The sequence below is a fragment of the Pseudoselenomonas ruminantium genome, assembly GCF_900104055.1.
GTDB classification, from domain to species: Bacteria; Bacillota; Negativicutes; order Selenomonadales; family Selenomonadaceae; genus Selenomonas_A; species Selenomonas_A ruminantium_C.
The window spans coordinates 23,486-41,087 of the sequence record NZ_FNJQ01000022.1 but is presented as its reverse complement, the minus strand read 5'-3'; the positions used below and the strand labels follow the sequence as shown (position 1 = coordinate 41,087).

General features: G+C 50.7%; 30 protein-coding genes. 28 read left to right on the top strand and 2 right to left on the bottom strand.

From position 1 onward, the window contains the following. Positions 1-4 precede the first annotated feature (4 nt). From rplN to BLQ59_RS09890, 21 genes are all read left to right on the top strand, one after another. Positions 5-373, top strand: a complete 369-nt coding sequence (gene rplN, locus BLQ59_RS09990; RefSeq protein WP_014423845.1) for a 50S ribosomal protein L14 — start codon at positions 5-7, stop codon at positions 371-373. Between the two features lie 33 nt (positions 374-406). Continuing rightward, complete coding sequence (rplX, locus tag BLQ59_RS09985) at positions 407-724, top strand: 50S ribosomal protein L24 (RefSeq protein WP_173435952.1); 318 nt, start codon at positions 407-409, stop codon at positions 722-724. A 20-nt stretch (positions 725-744) separates the two neighbouring features. Then, positions 745-1,284 carry a 50S ribosomal protein L5 gene (gene rplE / locus BLQ59_RS09980; protein WP_014423847.1) on the top strand — a complete coding sequence of 180 codons (540 nt, stop codon included), beginning with the start codon at positions 745-747 and terminating at the stop codon, positions 1,282-1,284. 14 nt (positions 1,285-1,298) lie between these two features. Then, positions 1,299-1,484, top strand: coding sequence for a type Z 30S ribosomal protein S14 (locus BLQ59_RS09975; protein WP_014423848.1), 186 nt, complete (start codon positions 1,299-1,301; stop codon positions 1,482-1,484). Between the two features lie 34 nt (positions 1,485-1,518). Continuing rightward, on the top strand, positions 1,519-1,917 hold the full coding sequence (gene rpsH / locus BLQ59_RS09970) for a 30S ribosomal protein S8 (RefSeq protein ID WP_014423849.1): 399 nt from the start codon (positions 1,519-1,521) through the stop codon (positions 1,915-1,917). A 26-nt stretch (positions 1,918-1,943) separates the two neighbouring features. Further along, positions 1,944-2,495 carry a 50S ribosomal protein L6 gene (gene rplF / locus BLQ59_RS09965; protein WP_074572784.1) on the top strand — a complete coding sequence of 184 codons (552 nt, stop codon included), beginning with the start codon at positions 1,944-1,946 and terminating at the stop codon, positions 2,493-2,495. 30 nt (positions 2,496-2,525) lie between these two features. Continuing rightward, entirely contained in the window at positions 2,526-2,885 is a 360-nt protein-coding gene (rplR, locus tag BLQ59_RS09960) for a 50S ribosomal protein L18 (protein ID WP_014423851.1), read from the top strand. 27 nt (positions 2,886-2,912) lie between these two features. Beyond that, on the top strand, positions 2,913-3,419 hold the full coding sequence (gene rpsE, locus BLQ59_RS09955) for a 30S ribosomal protein S5 (protein ID WP_014423852.1): 507 nt from the start codon (positions 2,913-2,915) through the stop codon (positions 3,417-3,419). A gap of 13 nt (positions 3,420-3,432) precedes the next feature. After that, complete coding sequence (gene rpmD, locus BLQ59_RS09950) at positions 3,433-3,618, top strand: 50S ribosomal protein L30 (RefSeq protein WP_014423853.1); 186 nt, start codon at positions 3,433-3,435, stop codon at positions 3,616-3,618. Between the two features lie 24 nt (positions 3,619-3,642). Next, positions 3,643-4,092 carry a 50S ribosomal protein L15 gene (gene rplO, locus BLQ59_RS09945; RefSeq protein WP_014423854.1) on the top strand — a complete coding sequence of 150 codons (450 nt, stop codon included), beginning with the start codon at positions 3,643-3,645 and terminating at the stop codon, positions 4,090-4,092. A 1-nt stretch (position 4,093) separates the two neighbouring features. Continuing rightward, positions 4,094-5,350 (top strand): preprotein translocase subunit SecY, encoded by a 1,257-nt coding sequence (secY, locus tag BLQ59_RS09940; protein ID WP_014423855.1) that lies wholly within the window; start codon positions 4,094-4,096, stop codon positions 5,348-5,350. A 16-nt stretch (positions 5,351-5,366) separates the two neighbouring features. Continuing rightward, positions 5,367-6,011: an adenylate kinase gene (locus tag BLQ59_RS09935; RefSeq protein ID WP_074572783.1), complete on the top strand. Its 645-nt coding sequence runs from the start codon at positions 5,367-5,369 to the stop codon at positions 6,009-6,011. A 191-nt stretch (positions 6,012-6,202) separates the two neighbouring features. After that, on the top strand, positions 6,203-6,421 hold the full coding sequence (infA, locus tag BLQ59_RS09930; RefSeq protein ID WP_009645081.1) for a translation initiation factor IF-1: 219 nt from the start codon (positions 6,203-6,205) through the stop codon (positions 6,419-6,421). 148 nt (positions 6,422-6,569) lie between these two features. Continuing rightward, on the top strand, positions 6,570-6,683 hold the full coding sequence (rpmJ, locus tag BLQ59_RS09925) for a 50S ribosomal protein L36 (RefSeq protein WP_014423857.1): 114 nt from the start codon (positions 6,570-6,572) through the stop codon (positions 6,681-6,683). A gap of 26 nt (positions 6,684-6,709) precedes the next feature. Next, positions 6,710-7,078: a 30S ribosomal protein S13 gene (gene rpsM / locus BLQ59_RS09920; protein ID WP_014423858.1), complete on the top strand. Its 369-nt coding sequence runs from the start codon at positions 6,710-6,712 to the stop codon at positions 7,076-7,078. Between the two features lie 14 nt (positions 7,079-7,092). Beyond that, positions 7,093-7,485 (top strand): 30S ribosomal protein S11, encoded by a 393-nt coding sequence (gene rpsK, locus BLQ59_RS09915; protein ID WP_014423859.1) that lies wholly within the window; start codon positions 7,093-7,095, stop codon positions 7,483-7,485. A gap of 20 nt (positions 7,486-7,505) precedes the next feature. Then, positions 7,506-8,099 carry a 30S ribosomal protein S4 gene (rpsD, locus tag BLQ59_RS09910; RefSeq protein ID WP_074572782.1) on the top strand — a complete coding sequence of 198 codons (594 nt, stop codon included), beginning with the start codon at positions 7,506-7,508 and terminating at the stop codon, positions 8,097-8,099. A 58-nt stretch (positions 8,100-8,157) separates the two neighbouring features. After that, positions 8,158-9,117, top strand: a complete 960-nt coding sequence (locus BLQ59_RS09905; protein WP_014423861.1) for a DNA-directed RNA polymerase subunit alpha — start codon at positions 8,158-8,160, stop codon at positions 9,115-9,117. Positions 9,118-9,131: 14 nt separating this feature from the next. Beyond that, positions 9,132-9,470, top strand: a complete 339-nt coding sequence (gene rplQ / locus BLQ59_RS09900; RefSeq protein ID WP_014423862.1) for a 50S ribosomal protein L17 — start codon at positions 9,132-9,134, stop codon at positions 9,468-9,470. Between the two features lie 135 nt (positions 9,471-9,605). After that, positions 9,606-9,920: a nucleotidyltransferase domain-containing protein gene (locus BLQ59_RS09895; protein WP_074572781.1), complete on the top strand. Its 315-nt coding sequence runs from the start codon at positions 9,606-9,608 to the stop codon at positions 9,918-9,920. Beyond that, entirely contained in the window at positions 9,910-10,134 is a 225-nt protein-coding gene (locus BLQ59_RS09890; protein ID WP_074572780.1) for a HEPN domain-containing protein, read from the top strand. Before BLQ59_RS09895 ends, BLQ59_RS09890 begins: the two co-directional genes overlap by 11 nt. 243 nt (positions 10,135-10,377) lie before the next feature. Here BLQ59_RS09890 and BLQ59_RS09885 read toward each other — a convergent pair whose 3' ends face one another. Continuing rightward, the gene (locus BLQ59_RS09885; protein ID WP_074572779.1) at positions 10,378-10,953 is read right to left on the bottom strand and encodes a BsuPI-related putative proteinase inhibitor; all 576 of its coding nucleotides are present in this window, start codon (positions 10,951-10,953) and stop codon (positions 10,378-10,380) included. Between the two features lie 70 nt (positions 10,954-11,023). Here BLQ59_RS09885 and BLQ59_RS09880 point away from each other — a divergent pair, with 70 nt between their 5' ends. Both BLQ59_RS09880 and BLQ59_RS09875 read left to right on the top strand, forming a co-directional pair. Further along, positions 11,024-11,584 carry a methylated-DNA--[protein]-cysteine S-methyltransferase gene (locus tag BLQ59_RS09880; protein WP_371118284.1) on the top strand — a complete coding sequence of 187 codons (561 nt, stop codon included), beginning with the start codon at positions 11,024-11,026 and terminating at the stop codon, positions 11,582-11,584. Positions 11,585-11,669: 85 nt separating this feature from the next. Then, on the top strand, positions 11,670-12,056 hold the full coding sequence (locus tag BLQ59_RS09875) for a desulfoferrodoxin family protein (RefSeq protein ID WP_074572778.1): 387 nt from the start codon (positions 11,670-11,672) through the stop codon (positions 12,054-12,056). Here BLQ59_RS09875 and BLQ59_RS09870 read toward each other — a convergent pair. After that, a complete protein-coding gene (locus BLQ59_RS09870) occupies positions 12,053-12,562 on the bottom strand; it encodes a DNA-deoxyinosine glycosylase (RefSeq protein WP_074572777.1) in 510 nt (169 codons plus the stop codon). The two genes, BLQ59_RS09875 and BLQ59_RS09870, sit on opposite strands and share 4 nt — an antisense overlap. A gap of 165 nt (positions 12,563-12,727) precedes the next feature. Between BLQ59_RS09870 and BLQ59_RS09865 the strand changes: the two genes are divergently transcribed. The 5 genes from BLQ59_RS09865 (at position 12,728) to BLQ59_RS09845 (ending at position 17,454) form a co-directional block, all read left to right on the top strand. Continuing rightward, positions 12,728-14,056 carry a WG repeat-containing protein gene (locus BLQ59_RS09865; protein WP_074572776.1) on the top strand — a complete coding sequence of 443 codons (1,329 nt, stop codon included), beginning with the start codon at positions 12,728-12,730 and terminating at the stop codon, positions 14,054-14,056. Between the two features lie 143 nt (positions 14,057-14,199). After that, positions 14,200-15,072 carry an ABC transporter ATP-binding protein gene (locus tag BLQ59_RS09860; protein ID WP_074572775.1) on the top strand — a complete coding sequence of 291 codons (873 nt, stop codon included), beginning with the start codon at positions 14,200-14,202 and terminating at the stop codon, positions 15,070-15,072. Between the two features lies 1 nt (position 15,073). Continuing rightward, positions 15,074-15,811: an ABC transporter permease gene (locus tag BLQ59_RS09855; RefSeq protein ID WP_074572774.1), complete on the top strand. Its 738-nt coding sequence runs from the start codon at positions 15,074-15,076 to the stop codon at positions 15,809-15,811. A gap of 15 nt (positions 15,812-15,826) precedes the next feature. After that, positions 15,827-16,615, top strand: coding sequence for a metal ABC transporter ATP-binding protein (locus BLQ59_RS09850; RefSeq protein WP_074572773.1), 789 nt, complete (start codon positions 15,827-15,829; stop codon positions 16,613-16,615). Then, the gene (locus BLQ59_RS09845; RefSeq protein ID WP_074572772.1) at positions 16,612-17,454 is read left to right on the top strand and encodes a metal ABC transporter permease; all 843 of its coding nucleotides are present in this window, start codon (positions 16,612-16,614) and stop codon (positions 17,452-17,454) included. Before BLQ59_RS09850 ends, BLQ59_RS09845 begins: the two co-directional genes overlap by 4 nt. The last annotated feature ends 148 nt before the right edge of the window (positions 17,455-17,602 follow it).

The following is a 17,602-nucleotide window of genomic DNA, read 5'->3' as shown; positions in this document are numbered from 1 at the left end:
AACAATGATCCAACAGCAAACAATCCTGCAGGTTGGCGACAACACTGGTGCAAAAGAAATCATGTGCATCCGTGTTCTCGGTGGTTCTTACCGCAAGTATGCCAACATTGGTGACATTATCGTAGCTGCAGTTAAATCCGCTGCTCCGGGTGGCACGGTGAAGAAGGGCGATGTCGTTAAGGCAGTTGTCGTTCGCAGCGTGAAAGGCCTGCGCCGTGCAGACGGTTCCTATATCCGTTTCGATGAAAACGCCGCAGTTATCATCAAAGAAGACAAGACTCCGAAAGGTACGCGTATCTTCGGACCGGTAGCTAGAGAACTTCGCGATAAAGACTTCATGAAGATCGTTTCCCTGGCTCCTGAAGTACTTTAATTGTGAGGAGGTGCGATTTTGGCATTCGTTAAGATGAACGTTAAGAAGGGCGATACGGTCGTTGTATTGTCCGGCAAAGATAAAGGCAAGCAGGGCAAGGTTATCACGGCTATGCCCAAGCACGGTAAGGTTGTTGTGGAAGGCGTTAACAAAGTTAAGCGTCACACGAAGCCGAACCAGAAGGCTCCCCAGGGCGGTATCCTGGTGAAGGAAATGCCCATGCACGCTTGCAAAGTTATGCTGGTTTGCCCGGCATGCTCCAAAGCAACCCGCGTTGCTCATAAAGAAGTCAATGGCAAGATGGTTCGCGCCTGCAAAAAGTGCGGCGAAGTTATCGACCAGACGAAATAATCAGGAAAGGAGGAGCATAAGTGGATAGATTACAGGAAAAATATCAGAACGAAGTCTGCAAGGCTATGACCGAGAAGTTCGGTTACAAGAACGTGATGCAGCTTCCGAAGATCGAAAAGATCATCATCAACATGGGTGTGGGCGAAGCCGTTGGCAACCCCAAGGCTCTGGATTCTGCAGTGGCTGATCTCACCATCATCGCTGGCCAGAAGCCGCTCCTGACCCGTGCAAAGAAATCCCTCGCTGCCTGGAAACTGCGTGAAGGCATGCCCATCGGCTGCAAAGTTACTCTTCGCGGTCAGCGCATGTACCAGTTCCTCGACAAGTTCATGAACGTGGCTCTGCCCCGCGTACGTGACTTCCGCGGTGTAAGCGACAAGGCTTTTGACGGTCGCGGCAACTACGCTATCGGCCTGAAAGAGCAGCTCATCTTCCCGGAGATCGAATACGACAAGATCGACAAGCTCCGCGGTATGAACATTGTTATCGTTACGACGGCACAGACGGATGAAGAAGCCAGAGAGCTCCTGAAACTCATGGGTATGCCGTTCAAAGCATAAGGAGGTAAGGAAACTTGGCTAAGAAAGCTATGGTAGAAAAGTGGAGCAAAGAACCGAAGTTCTCCACTCGCGGTTACAACCGTTGCAAGATTTGCGGCCGTCCGCATGGTTATATGCGTAAGTTCGATATGTGCCGTATCTGCTTCCGTGAGCAGAGCTACAAAGGCGCTATCCCTGGCGTAACCAAAGCCAGCTGGTAAGATTGATTTAAAGTAAAAGGAGGATATCGATTCAATGGCAATGACTGATCCTATTGCAGATATGCTGACTCGTTTGCGCAATGCAAACAACGTATACCACGAAAGTGTTGAAATCCCGGGTTCCAAGATCAAGACGGCTATCGCCGAAGTTCTGAAGGAAGAGGGTTTCATCAAGGACTACACCTTCACTGAAGATGGCAAGCAGGGCATGATCTCTGTTTCCCTCAAATACGGCCCGAACCGTGAGAAGGTTATTTCCGGTATCAAACGTATTTCCAAGCCTGGTCTTCGTCAGTACGCAAAGAAGAGCGAACTTCCGCGTGTTCTGGGCGGCCTCGGCATCGCAATCATCTCCACTTCCAAGGGCATCATGAGCGACAAGCAGGCTCGCAAAGCTGGTCTTGGCGGCGAAGTTGTTGCATACGTTTGGTAATCGAAAAGTAGTCAGGAGGTGTACAGATGTCAAGAATTGGTAATGCACCGATTGAAATCCCAGCAAACGTAACCGTCACTGTTGGCGATGACAATTTGGTAAGTGTTAAAGGCCCGAAAGGTGAACTTTCCCGCCAGATTAGCTCGGAAATGAAAATAACCGTTGAAGGTAACGTTCTGAAAGTAGAACGCCCCTCCGACGATAAGACGCACAGATCTCTCCATGGTCTTTCCCGTACGCTCATCAACAACATGGTTGTTGGTGTTACGGAAGGTTTCTCCAAGAACCTCGAAATCAATGGTGTCGGCTACCGTGCTCAGCTCAAGGGCAACGCGCTGAACCTGTCCCTTGGTTTCTCCCATCCGGTAGTTGTTGAGCCGCCGCAGGGCATCAAGTTCGAATGCCCCTCTGCGAACGCTATCACGGTTTCTGGTATCGACAAAGAAGTTGTCGGCCAGATTGCCGCTGAAATCCGCAGCTTCCGTGAACCCGAACCGTACAAAGGCAAGGGTATCAAATACGCTGGCGAGCATATCCGTCGTAAAGAAGGTAAAGCTGGCGCTAAGGGCAAGAAATAAGGAACTGATTCGAGAAAGGAGTGAATCTCTGTGCTGGTTAAAGCAGATAAAAACAAGGCACGTCAGAAACGTCATCTGCGTGTCCGCAACCATATCGCAGGTACGGCAGCTCGTCCGCGCCTCAACGTATATCGCAGCCTGGCAAACATTTATGCTCAGGTCATTGATGATGAAAAGGGCGTAACGCTCGTTTCCGCAAGCACTCAGGACAAGGGTTTTGAAAACTACGGCGGCAACATCGAAGCAGCTAAGGCTATCGGTGCTGAAGTTGCTAAGCGTGCTCTCGAAAAGGGCATCAGCGAAGTCGTTTTCGACCGTGGCGGTTATGTGTACCATGGCCGTGTGGCTGCTCTGGCTGAAGCTGCTCGCGAAGCAGGTCTGAAGTTCTAAATCATCAATACTGAAGGAGGTAAATGAATGGCTAGAAATATGGACAACGAAACTCCAGAGTTCGAGGAGAAAGTTGTATACATAAATCGAGTTGCGAAAGTCGTCAAGGGCGGCCGTCGTTTCTCGTTCAGTGCTCTCGTTGTTGTTGGCAACAAGAAGGGCAAGGTTGGCGTAGGTCTCGGCAAAGCTGCTGAGGTTCCCGAAGCTATCCGCAAAGGTGTTGAAGATGCAAAGAAGAACCTCATCGAGGTTGCACTCTTCGACGGTCGTACGATCCCGCACGAGATGCTCGGCATCTTCGGTGCTGGTAAGGTTATGATGAAGCCGGCTGCCAAAGGTACTGGTGTCATCGCTGGCGGTCCGGCTCGTGCCGTACTGGAACTGGCTGGTATCCACGACATTCTGACCAAGTCTCTGGGTTCTTCCAACCCGAACAACATGGTACGCGCTACGATGGAAGGCCTCAAGGCCCTCAAGCGTGCTGAGACGGTTGCTGAACTCCGTGGCAAGACGGTTCAGGAAATCTTAGGTTAAGGAGGGCACGACAATGGCAAAAATTAAAGTAACTCTTAAAAGAAGCCTGATCGGCCGTCCCGAAACGCAGCGCAAGACTGTTCGTTCTCTTGGCCTGCGCAAGCTCAACTCCGTTGTTGAACTGCCGGACAACCCGGCTATCCGCGGTCAGCTCCACAAAGTAGAGCATCTGATTACCGTAGAAAAAATCGCAGAATAAGATAAGAACAGGAGGTGCACGCAGATGAAATTACATGAATTACAGCCAGCAGCTGGTTCCCGCAAGGTTCGCAACCGTGTAGGTCGCGGTCTGGGTTCCGGTAACGGCAAGACTTCCGGTAAGGGCATGAAAGGCCAGAACTCCCGCAGCGGCGGCGGCGTTCGCACGGGTTTCGAAGGTGGCCAGATGCCTCTGTACCGTCGTCTCCCGAAGCGCGGTTTCAAGAATATCTGGGCTAAGACCTTCGCTGAAGTGAATGTTGAATCCCTGAACCGCTTCGAAGACGGCACGACGGTTGATCCCGTTGTTCTCGTTGAAGCAGGCATCCTGAAGAACGTTCAGGATGGTATCCGCATTCTCGGCAACGGCGAACTGACGAAGAAGCTGACGGTTCGCGCTAACGGCTTCACGAAGTCCGCTGAAGAGAAGATCACCGCTGCAGGCGGCCAGATCGAGAAAATTGAGGTGAAGTAAGGTGCTTTCAGCCCTTGGCAACGTATGGAAAATTCCGGAGCTTAGGCAGAAAATAACCTTTACTTTGATTATGTTTGCCATCTTCCGGATGGGGACTCATATCCCCGTTCCGGGGGTTGACCCGACAGCGATTGAGCAGTTGTTCGCAAACGGCAACCTCTTTGGTCTGTTAGATCTCTTCTCGGGTGGTGCTTTCAGTAAGTTCTCCATCTTCGCGATGTCCATTACTCCTTACATCAATGCGGCGATTATCATTCAGCTGCTGAATGTGGTAATTCCCACATTGGAGCAATGGTCCAAAGAAGGTCAGGAAGGACATAAGAAGACCACCCAGGTTACCCGCTACCTCACGGTAGTATTGGCTTTCCTTCAGGCAATTGGCATGTCCATCGGCCTGAAGGCAGCTATCTTAAATCCAAGTCCCGTCAACATCCTGATCATTGCGATCACCTTGACGGCGGGTACGGTGTTCCTGATGTGGCTCGGTGAGCAGATTACGGCCAACGGTGTTGGTAATGGTATTTCCCTTATCATCTTCGCTGGTATCGTAGCAGCTTTGCCGAAGAACATCGGCACCATCTATCATTACGTCCAGGCTGGTACGATCAGCTACTTCTCCGTGTTCATGTTTGCCCTCATCGCCATCGCGATGGTGGTATTCGTAGTACACGTGGAAAACGGCTTCCGCCGCATTCCCATTTCCTATACGAAACGGGTTGGTGCTCGTGGCACCTATGGTGGTCATTCCAGCCACATTCCCCTGAAAGTCAATCAGGCGGGCGTAATCCCAATTATCTTTGCGTCATCCGTGCTGATGTTTCCAGTAACCATTGCCCAGTTCATTGAGATTCCCTGGGTAAAGACCGTTGCCAGTTATCTGGAGTGGGGTAAACCGTTACAGACTACATTATATGTAGGCATGATAATCTTCTTTACCTACTTCTATACTGCGGTTACTGTAAAGATATCGGATATGGCAGAGAATCTGAAAAAATACGGTGGTTTCATCCCGGGCATCCGTCCGGGACAGCCAACGGCAGATTATTTAGATCATGTCATGACTCGTATCACGCTTGCTGGCTCGATTTTCCTGGCTTTCATTGCCGTACTGCCGAATATGGTAGCAGCCGCTACTAATATTCAGGGTGTATACTTTGGCGGTACAGCCCTGCTGATTGTCGTGGGCGTTGCCTTACAGACCATGAAGCAGATTGAAGCCATGATTGTTATGCGCCACTACGAAGGGTTCATGAAATAATAAGGAGGCAAACATTATGCATATCCTGTTAATGGGCCCCCCGGGTGCCGGTAAAGGCACGCAGGCGGCTGAACTGGTCAAAGAGTTTGGTATTCCTCACATTTCCACGGGCGATATGTTCCGTGCGGCTGTAAAGGAAGGCACTGAGCTCGGCAAGCAGGCGAAAGCCTGCATGGACGCTGGCAAACTCGTTCCTGACGAAGTTACCATCGGCATTGTCCGTGAGCGTCTTGCCAAAGATGACTGCAAGAAAGGTTTTATCCTCGATGGTTTCCCCCGTACCGTTGAGCAGGCTGATGCCCTCAAAGGTATTCTGGAAGACCTCGGGCTTAGCCTGACGCGTGTCCTGAACATCAATGTTCCGGCAGCTGACCTCATCGAGCGTGCTGTGGGCCGCCGCATCTGCAAGAAGTGCGGTGCTACCTATCACGTGAAGTTCAATCCGTCCAAGACGGAAGGGATCTGCGATGAGTGCGGCAGCGAACTCTTCCAGCGTGCTGATGATACGGAAGAAACGATGAAAAGCCGTCTTTCCGTATACGAAGATTCCACGCGCCCGCTGATTGATTACTATCAAAAAGCTGGTCTCTATACGGAAGTGGATGGCAGACAGGCGATTGACAAAGTTACCGCAGATCTCGTTGCAGTTCTGAAGGGCTGAGTCAAAACCGTTGGTGGTCGTTGAGATCCACTGAACGATAGAAGTTGTTGTAAGGGCGGCAGTATTTGCCGCCTATTACAATGCTATATGGATTAACAACCTGTTGTTGGGCATGGCATTTCTAAGAAATGCAAAAGCTCCTTAGATGACTTTGGCCCAACCAATTTATACATCTATAAGAGGAGAAACACATGTCGAAACAAGATGTTATTGAAGTAGAAGGCAAAGTCCTGGAAGCACTGCCAAACGCAATGTTCCAGGTTGAGCTAGAGAATGGTCATGTTGTACTGGCGCATGTATCCGGCAAGATCCGCATGAACTTCATCCGTATCCTTCCGGGAGACAAAGTCACTATCGAACTCACGCCGTATGACTTAACGCGTGGCCGTATAACCTACCGATTCAAGTAAGTCATCTCCGCTTTTGCTTATAGTTTGCTGTGTTTGTTATCATTTAAAATTTTTTATAAAAATTTCATTTTGCCACTAGGCAAGGGAAGGCAAACATGCTATACTAGCAAAATGAGACTGACAATAAGGAAAAGGGGGCACAACAAAAATGAAGGTAAAACCGTCAGTAAAGCGGATTTGTGAAAAATGCAAAGTCATTAAGCGCAAAGGCCGTGTAATGGTCATCTGCGAAAATCCCAAGCATAAACAGAGACAAGGTTAATTAAGAAATAAGGAGGTGCTTTATTAATGGCACGTATTGCCGGTGTAGATTTACCCCGTGACAAGAGAATTGAAATTGCTTTGACGTACATCTTCGGTATTGGTCTGAAGACTTCCAAGGACCTGCTGAAGGAGACTGGTATCAATCCGGATACCCGTACTCGTGATCTCACGGAGGATGAAGTTGTAAAACTTCGTGATGCCATCGATAAGAACGTTCTGGTTGAAGGTGACCTTCGCCGTGAGCGCCAGATGAACATCAAGAGACTCGTTGATATCGGCTGCTACCGTGGTCGTCGCCACCGTCTTGGTCTGCCCGTTCGTGGTCAGAACACCAAGAACAACGCCCGTACCCGTAAAGGCCCGAAAAAGGCCGTAGCAGGCAAGAAGAAATAAAGGAGGGTTAACTGGTGGCAGTTAAGAAAGCAGTCCGCACGAAGAAAAAAGTTCGTAAGAACGTCGAATATGGCGTAGCCCATATCAGTTCTACGTTTAACAATACGATTGTAACGCTTACCGATAAGAGCGGTAATGCACTTTCCTGGGCCAGCGCAGGCGGCCTTGGTTTCCGCGGCTCCCGTAAGAGCACGCCGTTCGCTGCACAGATGGCAGCTGAAACGGCTGCAAAGGCAGCTATGGAACATGGCCTCAAGCAGGTCGAAGTATACGTTAAGGGTCCTGGTGCCGGCCGTGAAGCCGCAATCCGTTCCCTGCAGGCAACTGGCCTCGAAGTAAACATGATCAAAGATGTTACTCCGATTCCGCACAACGGATGCCGTCCGCCGAAGCGTAGAAGAGTTTAATAGGAGGTGCAATAGATAGTATGGCAATTGATAGAGTACCAGCCCTGAAAAGATGCCGTGCCCTCGGCATTGAACCGGCTGTTATCGGTCGTTCCAAAGAATCCAAACGTCAGCCGCGCCGCACGAACCGCAAGGTTTCCGAATACGGCATGCAGCTGAAGGAAAAGCAGAAAGCAAAGTTCATCTACGGCGTACTGGAAAAGCAGTTCCGTGGATACTACGATAAAGCTAAGAAGATGCAGGGTGTAACGGGTGAAAACCTCCTGGGTCTTCTTGAGCGCCGTCTGGACAACGTTGTTTTCCGTCTTGGCCTCGCTAATACGCGTCGTCAGGCTCGCCAGCTCGTTCGTCACGGTCACTTCACCGTTAACGGTCATCGTGTGGACATTCCGTCCGCTCTGGTTTCCGCTAACGATGTCATCGCAGTTAGCGAAAAGAGCCAGTCCAATGCTTTCTTCAAAGAACTGAAGGAAAGCAGCAATGCCCTGTCCGCTCCGGCATGGCTCCAGGCTGACCAGGCTAACCTCACGGGTACGGTAACGCGTTTCCCGAACCGTGAAGAAATCGATGTTCCTGTTAACGAGCAGGCTATCGTCGAGTTGTACTCCAAATAATGAATATTTGTGCCTGTGTGCATAGTGTTCGATTAGTTATTGAGGAGGTTCATTTCAGATGATAGACATCGAGAAACCGAAAATTGAAATTGTGGAAATCAGTGAAGACAACCGTTACGGCAAGTTCGTCTGCGAACCCCTTGAACGTGGTTACGGTACGACTTTCGGCAACAGCCTGCGCCGTATGCTTCTGTCTTCCCTGGAAGGTTCTGCAATTACCTCCATTCGCATTGATGGAGTTCTCCATGAGTTCTCCACCATTCCGGGTGTCCGGGATGACGTGACCAACATCGTTCTGAACCTGAAGCAGCTCTGCCTCAAGATGGCAGGGAGCGAGCCCAAGGTGATCCGCATTGACGTGGAAGGCGAAAAGGAAGTTACGGCTGCCGACATCATCTGTGATGCCGACATTGAGATCCTCAATCCGGACCTCCACATTGCAACGGTTGACGCAACCGGCAAACTCAAGATTGAGATGACGGTTGCCCGTGGCCGTGGCTACATTCCGGCAGAACGCAATAAAAAGCCGGATGACACGATTGGAGTAATTCCCATTGACTCGATTTTCTCCCCGGTACAGCGTGTAAACTACACCGTGCAGGACACGCGTGTAGGTAACGAGACCGACTATGACAAGCTGATTCTCGAAGTATGGACCGATGGTTCCCTGCGTCCGGAAGAAGCTGTCAGCAAAGCAGCCGGTATCCTCGTGATGCACCTGAAGCTGTTCCAGAGCATGGACGGTCTGCCGGAAGAAATCGAAGAGGAAGAAGCAACCTTCCCCGAAGAGGTAGAGGATGATACTTCCAAGGTCCTCGAAATGACCATTGAAGACCTCGACCTTTCGGTACGTTCCTTCAACTGTCTGAAGCGTGCTAACATCAACACGGTCGCTGACCTTGCTGAAAAGACGGAAGATGACATGATGAAGGTCCGCAACCTCGGCCGCAAATCTCTTGAAGAAGTCAAGAAGAAGCTCGAGGAACTCGGTTTAGCACTGAGAGTAAACAACGATTGAAGAGAGGGAAATAAATGAGCTACAGAAAATTAGGACGTAACTCCGCAGCCCGTAAGGCGCTGTTCACTAGCATTCTTACTTCCTTCTTCAGATATGGACGCATTGAAACGACGGAAGCAAAGGCCAAAGAGCTCCGCAAGTTCGCAGAGCAGCTCATCACGCTGGCAAAGCGCGGTGACCTGAGCGCCCGCCGCAAGGCAATCGCATCCCTTGCTGATGAAGATGTAGTAAGAAAGCTGTTCGACGAAATCGCAGCAAAATACGCAGACCGTCAGGGCGGTTACACCCGCATCCTGAAGCTCGGCGTACGCCGCGGCGACGCAGCTCCGATGGTTATCATCGAGCTGGTGTAATTCAATATTACAGCAAGCAAAAGTCCTGGCCGGATGGCCAGGGCTTTTTTTACGTGAGTAAATATGGTAGAATCAAGATAGAATAAAGAAAAAGCCTTACACTTGAGGGGAAGGCTGACGGGTGAGGTGTGTATTATGCTGACAAACGAAATTGAACTTATAAAAAATCAGCTTGTAAATAGCTTATCTCCCAAGAAAATATATCTGTTCGGCTCATTTGCTGAAGGAAATGAGACAGAGGATAGTGACTTCGACTTCTACATCATAGTAGCAGACGGCACTGCAAACCTCGTTGACTTAACAGTCGAAGCCTATAAATCCATACGTCATGTCAGAAGTCTGGCTGTGGATATTATTATCGGTACGGAAAGCAGCTTTGAAGGACGTAAGATGAAGCTGGGAATTGAGAACGAGGTAATGAATAAGGGAGTCTTGCTTTATGCCGCATGAGAATATGGATGATGCTAAAGTGTGGTTACGTTATGCGGAAGATGATTTGGGAGTAGCAAAGCACCTCTTTAACACATATTATCCGAAGCCGTTGTCGATTATCTGCTACCATTGCCAACAGGCGGCAGAGAAAGCGGTAAAATCGTTGATTGTTCTATATGGCAGTCAGGGGGGCATGCTGAAAAAGCAATTGAAATGGCTGATGCGTTTGTAAAGTGGGCAGATAGTTGCATATCGTAATAATTGAGTCTCAGTCAAGTGACTGAGACTTTTTGCTGTGAAAAAGAAAAGGAAATAAATGCCGCTGGAAAAGCGGCGGATTATCGATAGAGATTTATGTGAGATATAGCATCTAAGAAGTTCACGACCTGGCACGCTGGCTGGTTGCTCAAAATTTTGAGGTTTGAGAGCTGTGTAACTTCTGAGGTAGCTCAAACTTTATTAAAGTGGGAGAAGTTCAATGATCTTCAGCAATTGCTCGGTTTCCTAAAATCACGCCACCGTGGATAAGCACGGGGGTGCTATTGCTGGCGATGGTGGTGGGAAGCTTAGCGGAGAGTTTGCAGGGGGTATCTAATATATAGGCGGTGGCGATTATGGCATCGTCTTTTATTTTGCGATAATCTTTGCTATCCAGTTCGGCTTTGTAGACTTCAAAGCTATGTGGGGCAATGGTGGTGGTGCATAATGCCTGCGTGAAGGCCATGTCGTCTGACCATTGCCATATTTTTTTGCCGTTTTTATCCGTGATGAGGAAGTCATAGACCTGCCCATTGCGGTGGCTGATGGTGTAGGGCACATCGCCGTTGTTGCTGACCTTCAGTTCCATAAGCAGCCGTCCATGGCGTTCCTGCAACGTCAGTTCCTCGGTGATCTGTTCGAACTGCAGGGCGGCATAGGTATTGCTGATGGTTCTTGTGGCGGAGCGTGAGGCTGGGAAGGTAATGCCGATGCCTGTGCCGAAGCTGGCATTGGCAATGGTGGGGACGAGAAGGCTGGAAGCAAGTATAATAGATATTAATAGTTGGCGCATAAGAAATCATCCTCCTGACGTTATTTACTCGTAATGTAATTCAATTTTGTCAGGCTGTATTCCTGCTATCATGGCAGGATTTGCCTGTTTAAATGACGAAAGTTTAATTGAGAAAGGATTGATGCAGATGGGAGAATTGAAATACCATTATCATTATGATTCGCCCTTGGGCGTGTTGCTTATGGTTAGTGATGGCAAGGCTTTGACTGAATTGGATTTTATGGATTCTTATGGCAGAGATATAACCGATAGGCAGAACGTTTCTTTTTGTTTACCGGTTTTTGCAGATACCTGCCGTTGGCTGGATTTGTATTTTGCGGGGAAGAAGCCGGATTTTACGCCGCAAATATCCTTGCAGGGTTCGACTTTCCGCAAAACTGTTTGGGACATATTGCGTACCGTTCCTTATGGTCAAACGACAACATACGGAGGAATTGCGGCCAAGATAGCCCAAAAAAGGGGTGTGCCCAAGATGTCTGCGCAGGCTGTGGGCGGCGCATTAGGACATAATCCGATAGCCATCATCGTTCCCTGCCATAGAGTTATTGGGAAGGACGGCAGCCTTACCGGATATACGGGCGGTTTGCAGCGAAAGGAATGGCTGCTCAGACATGAAGGTTTTTTTGAGTAAACTTGACTTGAGCAGGATTTAGTGTTGCGCAGCTAGAATGATATAGCAGATAGTTTTATTGTGTATTATATGAGGAGGAAAAGGTATGGCAGGCAAATTCTATCGTTGCAGTATTTGTGGAAATCTCGTGGGCCTGATTCATGAAGGCCAGGGGCAGATGGTATGCTGCGGTCAGCCGATGACGGAACTGACGGCCAACACCACGGATGCGGCACAGGAGAAGCATGTGCCGGTTGTGGAGTTTGACCAGGCTGCGGGTGTGCTGAAGGTTAGCGTAGGCTCCGTAGCGCATCCCATGACACCGGAGCATCTGATTGAGTGGATTCATGTCCAGACGAAAAATGGCGGTCAGATGCGCCATTTGACGCCGGAGGACAAACCAGAAGCGGTGTTCAAGATTGCGGATGGAGATGCGCCGGTGACGGTGTTTGAGTACTGCAATCTTCATGGTCTGTGGAAAGCTGATATTTAATATTTAAAAGGGACTTTCCATGCTTCTTCCAGCATTTCCATCTTCCAGCGGGCGTTGGCTGGGCTGGTGGAGGGGAGTTTGTAGAAATGGATGTCCTGGCGGCTTAGGAGTTCCTTGTTATACTTTTTGAAGCATTGGAAGGATTTGCCGCCGTTGAAGCAGATGGTATGGATACGGGGGTATTGTGCGAGCAGGGCAGTGAAATCATTGCCCTGCTCGTTTTTGATATCGGCATCAAGGCTGCCCGGGCGTTCGCAGGCTGCGATGGAATCCCAAAGGGCGATATGATGGCGCAGCAGCATGGACAGGCGTTCCTCATATGCTGTCGGGGCTGCGGATTGTTCCAGGATGCGGGCCATCAGCGGCCAGAAGCGGTTCTGGGGATGGGCGTAATACTGCTGGGCATCCAGGGAAGCTACGCTGGGCATGGAGCCAAGGATAAGATGGGTGCAGCTTTCATCGATGTTGGGACGGAAACCGGTGCAGTAAGAAATTGAAGTAGACATGGGATTACCTCCTGATCGTTTGCTTGCTATTATCATACCATGCTCCGGGGAAAATTATAATGCTATTTGGCAGATATATGCGGCAAGGATGCTGGAAGGGAATGCGGGAACCATTGTAGAATAAAAAAGCAACAGGCTATGTGGCAGGGAGTGGAGGTCGGAAGAATGAAAATCTGGAAAAAAGTTTTGCCGCTGTTATCCATGAGTATGATCTTGTTGGGTGCAAATAACCTGCAGGCGGCATCTTTGGCTGTGGTGCAGGAAAGCAATTTGTGCGGCGTGATTGATACGCAGGGAAATTTCCGCATACCGCTGAGTTATGACAAGATCGTGCCGTGGACGAATGGTGCGTTGATACTGAAGAAGGGAGATCTTTGCGGCGTCCTGGGGCAGGATGGGCAGGTCATCGTGCCTGTGGAGTACTTGAATATCCTTATCCCCAGCCATGGCAAAACTTATCTCGTGGAAAATAATGAAGCTCATTGGGGCGCATACAGCAGCGAGGGGAAATTGCTCCTGCCTGTCATCTATGATGAGATAACGGCGGTTACCAAGGACAATGATTGCTTTGGTGTGCGCCAGGGGACCGTCTGGAAGTTTGTGCACAGGGATGGTACGCCTGTCAGTGCGGAGGAATTTGAGTATATCGGCGAATTCAGCGAAGATGGGCTGGCTGTCATAAAACAGCAGGACAAGTGGGGCTATGCCGCAGCCAGTGGCAAAATTGTTATAAGCTGCCAATTTGATGGGGCCAAAAACTTTTCCAATGGGCTGGCTGCCATAAAACAGCAGGGCAAATGGGGGTTTGTCGATGAGCAGGGCATCATCCGGATAAAGCCGCAATATCGTGAAGTTTTCTCAGGTTATTCGGAAGGGCTGGCTGCCGTACAGTCCTCGCAGGGAAAGGGCTATATCGATAAGAGGGGGAATTTGCTGATTCCGCGTGATTCGCGCTATATCGGCCCGTTTCAGAATGGTGTGGCAGAAATCCATGAAGTAAAGAAAAAAGTGAATGTATGGCGCTCGCTGGCTTATGGAACGAGCATTGCCTTGGGAGGGATTGGCCTGCCGCCCAAGGATTTATTGAAGAGCAATGAAAAGCGCGGCTTTATCAACCGACAGGGAAAGGAAATCGTATCGACCAGTTACGATGAAGTACTGCCTTTTACGGATGGGATGGCGTTGGTACGCAAGGATAAGAAGTGGGGAGCGGTGAGTATGGATGGCATGAATACGATCCGTCCCCAATATCTAGCCATGCGCCTCTTCGGCAACGGCGTGTCAGCGGTTCGCACGGAAGCCGGCTGGCGACTCATCGATAAAGCCGGTCAGCTGGTGAGGGAACTGCCTGCTGCGGTTACGGATGCCGGTGTTATGGCAGAAGGCCTGCTGCCGGTCTGCATTGACGGGAAGTGGGGCTATATGGGCAAAGATGGAGCCTTGGTGGTTGCGCCCAGGTTCATGAAGGCAGGCAGTTTTTATGAGCTGAAGTGAACGGCAGGCAGCGTGGTTTCCTGAAATAGGATCTGTAGACAGCCAACCGGTAAGATCTTGCCGCTTGGCTGCGCTTGTATTCAGGGGGATTGACACATTTGCTAGAATAGGATTATAGCGAATTTTAGATGAAGGACAGGTATATGATTGTAATAGAGAACTTGACTAAAAAATTCCCCCATCGTACCAAGGCTGGGACGCAGGGGGAAAAGACGGCTGTGGATGGGATTTCATTCCGGGTAGGACAGGGGGAAGTCTTTGGGCTGCTGGGGCCGAATGGTGCCGGCAAGACCACGACCATCCGCATGCTGACCTTGCAGCTGGCGCCGACTGCAGGATGCATCTTTTATGGCGGGCAGGATGTGTTGGAGAAGGCGCAGGACATCAAGAAGCTGATTGGCGTGGTGCCGCAGCATGTCAATTTCGATCAGGACCTGACGGTGCGGGAGAATCTGGAACTGCATGCGCGTCTGCATCATATGGGGGCAAAGGAGCGGCAGGAACGGATTGCTGAACTCTTGGCCTATGTGGATTTGGAAGATGTGGCAAACGATGGCGTCCGCCGTCTGTCCGGTGGTATGAAACGCCGGCTGCTGCTGGCCCGGGCCTTGATTCACCGGCCGAAGATCCTGTTTATGGATGAACCGACAGTAGCCCTTGATCCGCAGGTGCGCCGTAAGATATGGGATCTCATCCGCCAGCTTTCGCGGGAGCAGGTGACGGTTTTCCTGACCACGCATTATATTGAGGAGGCGGAAGCTCTCTGCCAGCGGGTGGCAATCCTGGACAAGGGAAAATTGACGGCTTTGGATACGCCGGAAAGTCTCAAGGAGAAGCTCGGGAAATTTACCGTGGAATGGGATGAGGAACAGGGTCGGGCCTATCAGTTTTTCGCCCATAAGAAAGAGGCTGCTGAATTTGCGGCTGAGCAGGAAGCGGCTGGCGGCATATTGATCCGCCCCACGAACCTGGAGGATGTTTTTGTGGAACTTACGGGACGCAAGGAGGGCTTGTGATTTGCTATATGATGTTTGGACCGTCTTTTGGCGGGACTGGGTGGTTCTAAAACGGCGGCTGACGAAATTCATCCTGGCACGCATGGTCGCGCCAATGCTTTATCTCGTGGCCTTTGGCTGGGGCTTGGGGCGCAGTATTCAGGTCAGCGGGGGAAGTTACCTGGATTTTCTTGTGCCGGGGATACTGGCGCTCAATTCCATGAATATCAGCTTCAACAGCATTACGCCGGTGCATGCCGAGCGCATCTACCATAAGAGCCTGGAAGAATATCTGATCGCGCCAATTGTGCCGGAAGCCTATGTACTGGGCAAGGTGCTGGCGGCAGTGCTCAGAGGCTTGATTTCCAGTGCGATTATTGTCGTCCTGGCGTTCCTGTTTGGGGCGAACCTGCAGTTATCGCCGCTGTTATTGCTTGTGCTTGTGCTGAACTGCATTATCTTTGCCGAAATCGGCTTCTTTGCGGCGATGAAGATCAGTACCTATGAGGAAATGAGTCAGGTCAATACCTATATTTTGCTGCCCATGTCGTTCTTGTGCGGTACATTTTTTTCCACCCATGCCCTGCCGGCTCTATTGCGGTATTTCATCGAAATCCTGCCGCTTACCCATACGAGCTTCCTGCTTAGGAGCCTTGCGGGCGGCAATGGTGTAGAGCTTGTATCTTTGGTGGTGCTGGGCGTTTATGCTGTTGGCGGCTTTTATTTGGGCAGCCGAGCGTTCCGCAATCTGGTGCGGTGAAAGGAGTAAGGAGTTTTGTTTCGGAATATCATGCATCATAAGGCCTCGTCCTGCTCGGACTGTGCCAAGCTCTGCTGCACGAAGATCGAGAATTTCACGGTGCAGGCGGGGAACCTTACGATATTTGAGGATGTGAACATCCATCTGCATTGCGGTCAGCTGACGGCGCTTATTGGACCGAACGGAGCGGGGAAGAGTACGCTGCTGAAGGCCATCCTGGGAGAGGTGCCGCATAAGGGCAGGCTTCACTATGCCGATGCCGAGGGACGGCGGGGCAACCAGCCGGTAATTGGCTACGTGCCGCAGTATCTGAATTTCGATGTGAGTGCGCCGATAAGCGTCAAGGATATCTTTCTGGCCTGCTTAGGCGAGAAGCCTGTGTGGCTGACTTCGGGCCGCAAGCTCAATGCGCGGATCGTGAAGAGTCTTGCCCGGGTACATGCCGAGCATCTGCTGGACAGGCGGTTAGGAGCCTTGTCAGGCGGTGAGTTGCAGCGGGTGTTGCTGGCCTTGGCGCTTGATCCTCTGCCGGATTTGCTGCTGCTCGATGAGCCGGTTTCCGGTGTGGACCAGAACGGCCTGGAACTCTTCTATGAGATCTTGGCGGAATTGCGCGAGAAAGAGGATATGGCCATCCTGCTGATTTCCCATGACCTCAATATGGTGGCCAAACATGCCGATCAGGTGGTGCTGCTGAACAAGGGCGTGGTGATGAGCGGTACGCCGGAGGAAGTCTTTGCCGATAAGCGCACCCGGCAGATCTTTGGCATGTTGGCCAGCGCAGGAAAGGAGGGGGCAGAATGACGGAAATCTATAACCTGATGGATATGCTGCTGCCCTTTGACTGGGTGCATTATACCTTCATGAAGAATGCGTTTCTGGCCATCTCGCTGATCACGCCGCTGTTTGGCCTGCTCAGTACCATGGTGGTATCCAATCGCATGGCCTTCTTCTCGGATTCGTTGGGACATGGTGCCTTTACCGGTATTGCCATCGGCGTTCTGCTGGGGATGACCTCGCCCTTGCTGTCCTTGATTATCTTTTCCATTGCCTTTGCGGTGTTTATCACCTATATCAAGAACCGGAGCACGGCTTCCACCGATACGATCATCGGTGTGTTTTCGTCCACGGCCATTGCCATCGGCTTGATGATCATGAGCCATGGGGGCGGCTTCAATAAATTTTCTTCCTTTCTGATTGGTGATGTGCTGAGCATTACGGCAGATGATCTGAAGGCGCTGCTGTTGGTCTTTGTGCTGGTGCTGGCCGGCTGGGGCTTTCTCTTTAACCGCCTGCTGGTCCTTTCCATCAATTCAGCCTTTGCGCGCAGCCGTGGCATCAGTACGTTCTGGGTGGAAAGTGTCTTTGCGGCCCTGCTGGCGGTCGTGGTGGCCATCAGCATCCAATGGGTGGGCATCCTGATCATCAATGCCCTGCTGGTTCTGCCTGCGGCCGCTGCCCGCAATGTGACCAATAATGTGAAGGAGTACCAGCTCATTTCCGTAATCATCGCGATGGCTGCTGGTTTCAGCGGTCTGCTGCTGGCTTATTACTGCAATATGGCAGCCGGGGCAACCATCGTGGTGCTGGCCGCATTGATTTTCTTTGTGACACTGATGCTGAAGGCGCGTTTCGTGCGCTGAGCGTTCGCAATAAAAAAGGCGCTGCGGGCAAAGCCGCAGCGCAATGCAGAAGGGGAACGCCGTGCATTAACCTTCTTTACTGTGTTTCAAGGGGAAGAAGGATTAACACACATTCGATTGGTAACCTAAGTGTATATTTCGCGATACG

What these genes read in the sequence shown, in the direction of transcription:
- rplN (WP_014423845.1), top strand. Translation starts at nt 5, where the DNA reads ATGATCCAACAGCAAACAATCCTGCAGGTTGGCGACAACACTGGTGCA.
- rplX (WP_173435952.1), top strand. Translation starts at nt 407, where the DNA reads ATGAACGTTAAGAAGGGCGATACGGTCGTTGTATTGTCCGGCAAAGAT.
- rpsH (WP_014423849.1), top strand. Translation starts at nt 1,519, where the DNA reads ATGGCAATGACTGATCCTATTGCAGATATGCTGACTCGTTTGCGCAAT.
- rplF (WP_074572784.1), top strand. Translation starts at nt 1,944, where the DNA reads ATGTCAAGAATTGGTAATGCACCGATTGAAATCCCAGCAAACGTAACC.
- rpsE (WP_014423852.1), top strand. Translation starts at nt 2,913, where the DNA reads ATGGCTAGAAATATGGACAACGAAACTCCAGAGTTCGAGGAGAAAGTT.
- rpmD (WP_014423853.1), top strand. Translation starts at nt 3,433, where the DNA reads ATGGCAAAAATTAAAGTAACTCTTAAAAGAAGCCTGATCGGCCGTCCC.
- rplO (WP_014423854.1), top strand. Translation starts at nt 3,643, where the DNA reads ATGAAATTACATGAATTACAGCCAGCAGCTGGTTCCCGCAAGGTTCGC.
- BLQ59_RS09935 (WP_074572783.1), top strand. Translation starts at nt 5,367, where the DNA reads ATGCATATCCTGTTAATGGGCCCCCCGGGTGCCGGTAAAGGCACGCAG.
- infA (WP_009645081.1), top strand. Translation starts at nt 6,203, where the DNA reads ATGTCGAAACAAGATGTTATTGAAGTAGAAGGCAAAGTCCTGGAAGCA.
- rpmJ (WP_014423857.1), top strand. Translation starts at nt 6,570, where the DNA reads ATGAAGGTAAAACCGTCAGTAAAGCGGATTTGTGAAAAATGCAAAGTC.
- rpsM (WP_014423858.1), top strand. Translation starts at nt 6,710, where the DNA reads ATGGCACGTATTGCCGGTGTAGATTTACCCCGTGACAAGAGAATTGAA.
- rpsD (WP_074572782.1), top strand. Translation starts at nt 7,506, where the DNA reads ATGGCAATTGATAGAGTACCAGCCCTGAAAAGATGCCGTGCCCTCGGC.
- BLQ59_RS09905 (WP_014423861.1), top strand. Translation starts at nt 8,158, where the DNA reads ATGATAGACATCGAGAAACCGAAAATTGAAATTGTGGAAATCAGTGAA.
- rplQ (WP_014423862.1), top strand. Translation starts at nt 9,132, where the DNA reads ATGAGCTACAGAAAATTAGGACGTAACTCCGCAGCCCGTAAGGCGCTG.
- BLQ59_RS09895 (WP_074572781.1), top strand. Translation starts at nt 9,606, where the DNA reads ATGCTGACAAACGAAATTGAACTTATAAAAAATCAGCTTGTAAATAGC.
- BLQ59_RS09890 (WP_074572780.1), top strand. Translation starts at nt 9,910, where the DNA reads ATGCCGCATGAGAATATGGATGATGCTAAAGTGTGGTTACGTTATGCG.
- BLQ59_RS09885 (WP_074572779.1), bottom strand. Translation starts at nt 10,953, where the DNA reads ATGCGCCAACTATTAATATCTATTATACTTGCTTCCAGCCTTCTCGTC.
- BLQ59_RS09880 (WP_371118284.1), top strand. Translation starts at nt 11,024, where the DNA reads ATGGCAGGATTTGCCTGTTTAAATGACGAAAGTTTAATTGAGAAAGGA.
- BLQ59_RS09875 (WP_074572778.1), top strand. Translation starts at nt 11,670, where the DNA reads ATGGCAGGCAAATTCTATCGTTGCAGTATTTGTGGAAATCTCGTGGGC.
- BLQ59_RS09870 (WP_074572777.1), bottom strand. Translation starts at nt 12,562, where the DNA reads ATGTCTACTTCAATTTCTTACTGCACCGGTTTCCGTCCCAACATCGAT.
- BLQ59_RS09865 (WP_074572776.1), top strand. Translation starts at nt 12,728, where the DNA reads ATGAAAATCTGGAAAAAAGTTTTGCCGCTGTTATCCATGAGTATGATC.
- BLQ59_RS09860 (WP_074572775.1), top strand. Translation starts at nt 14,200, where the DNA reads ATGATTGTAATAGAGAACTTGACTAAAAAATTCCCCCATCGTACCAAG.
- BLQ59_RS09845 (WP_074572772.1), top strand. Translation starts at nt 16,612, where the DNA reads ATGACGGAAATCTATAACCTGATGGATATGCTGCTGCCCTTTGACTGG.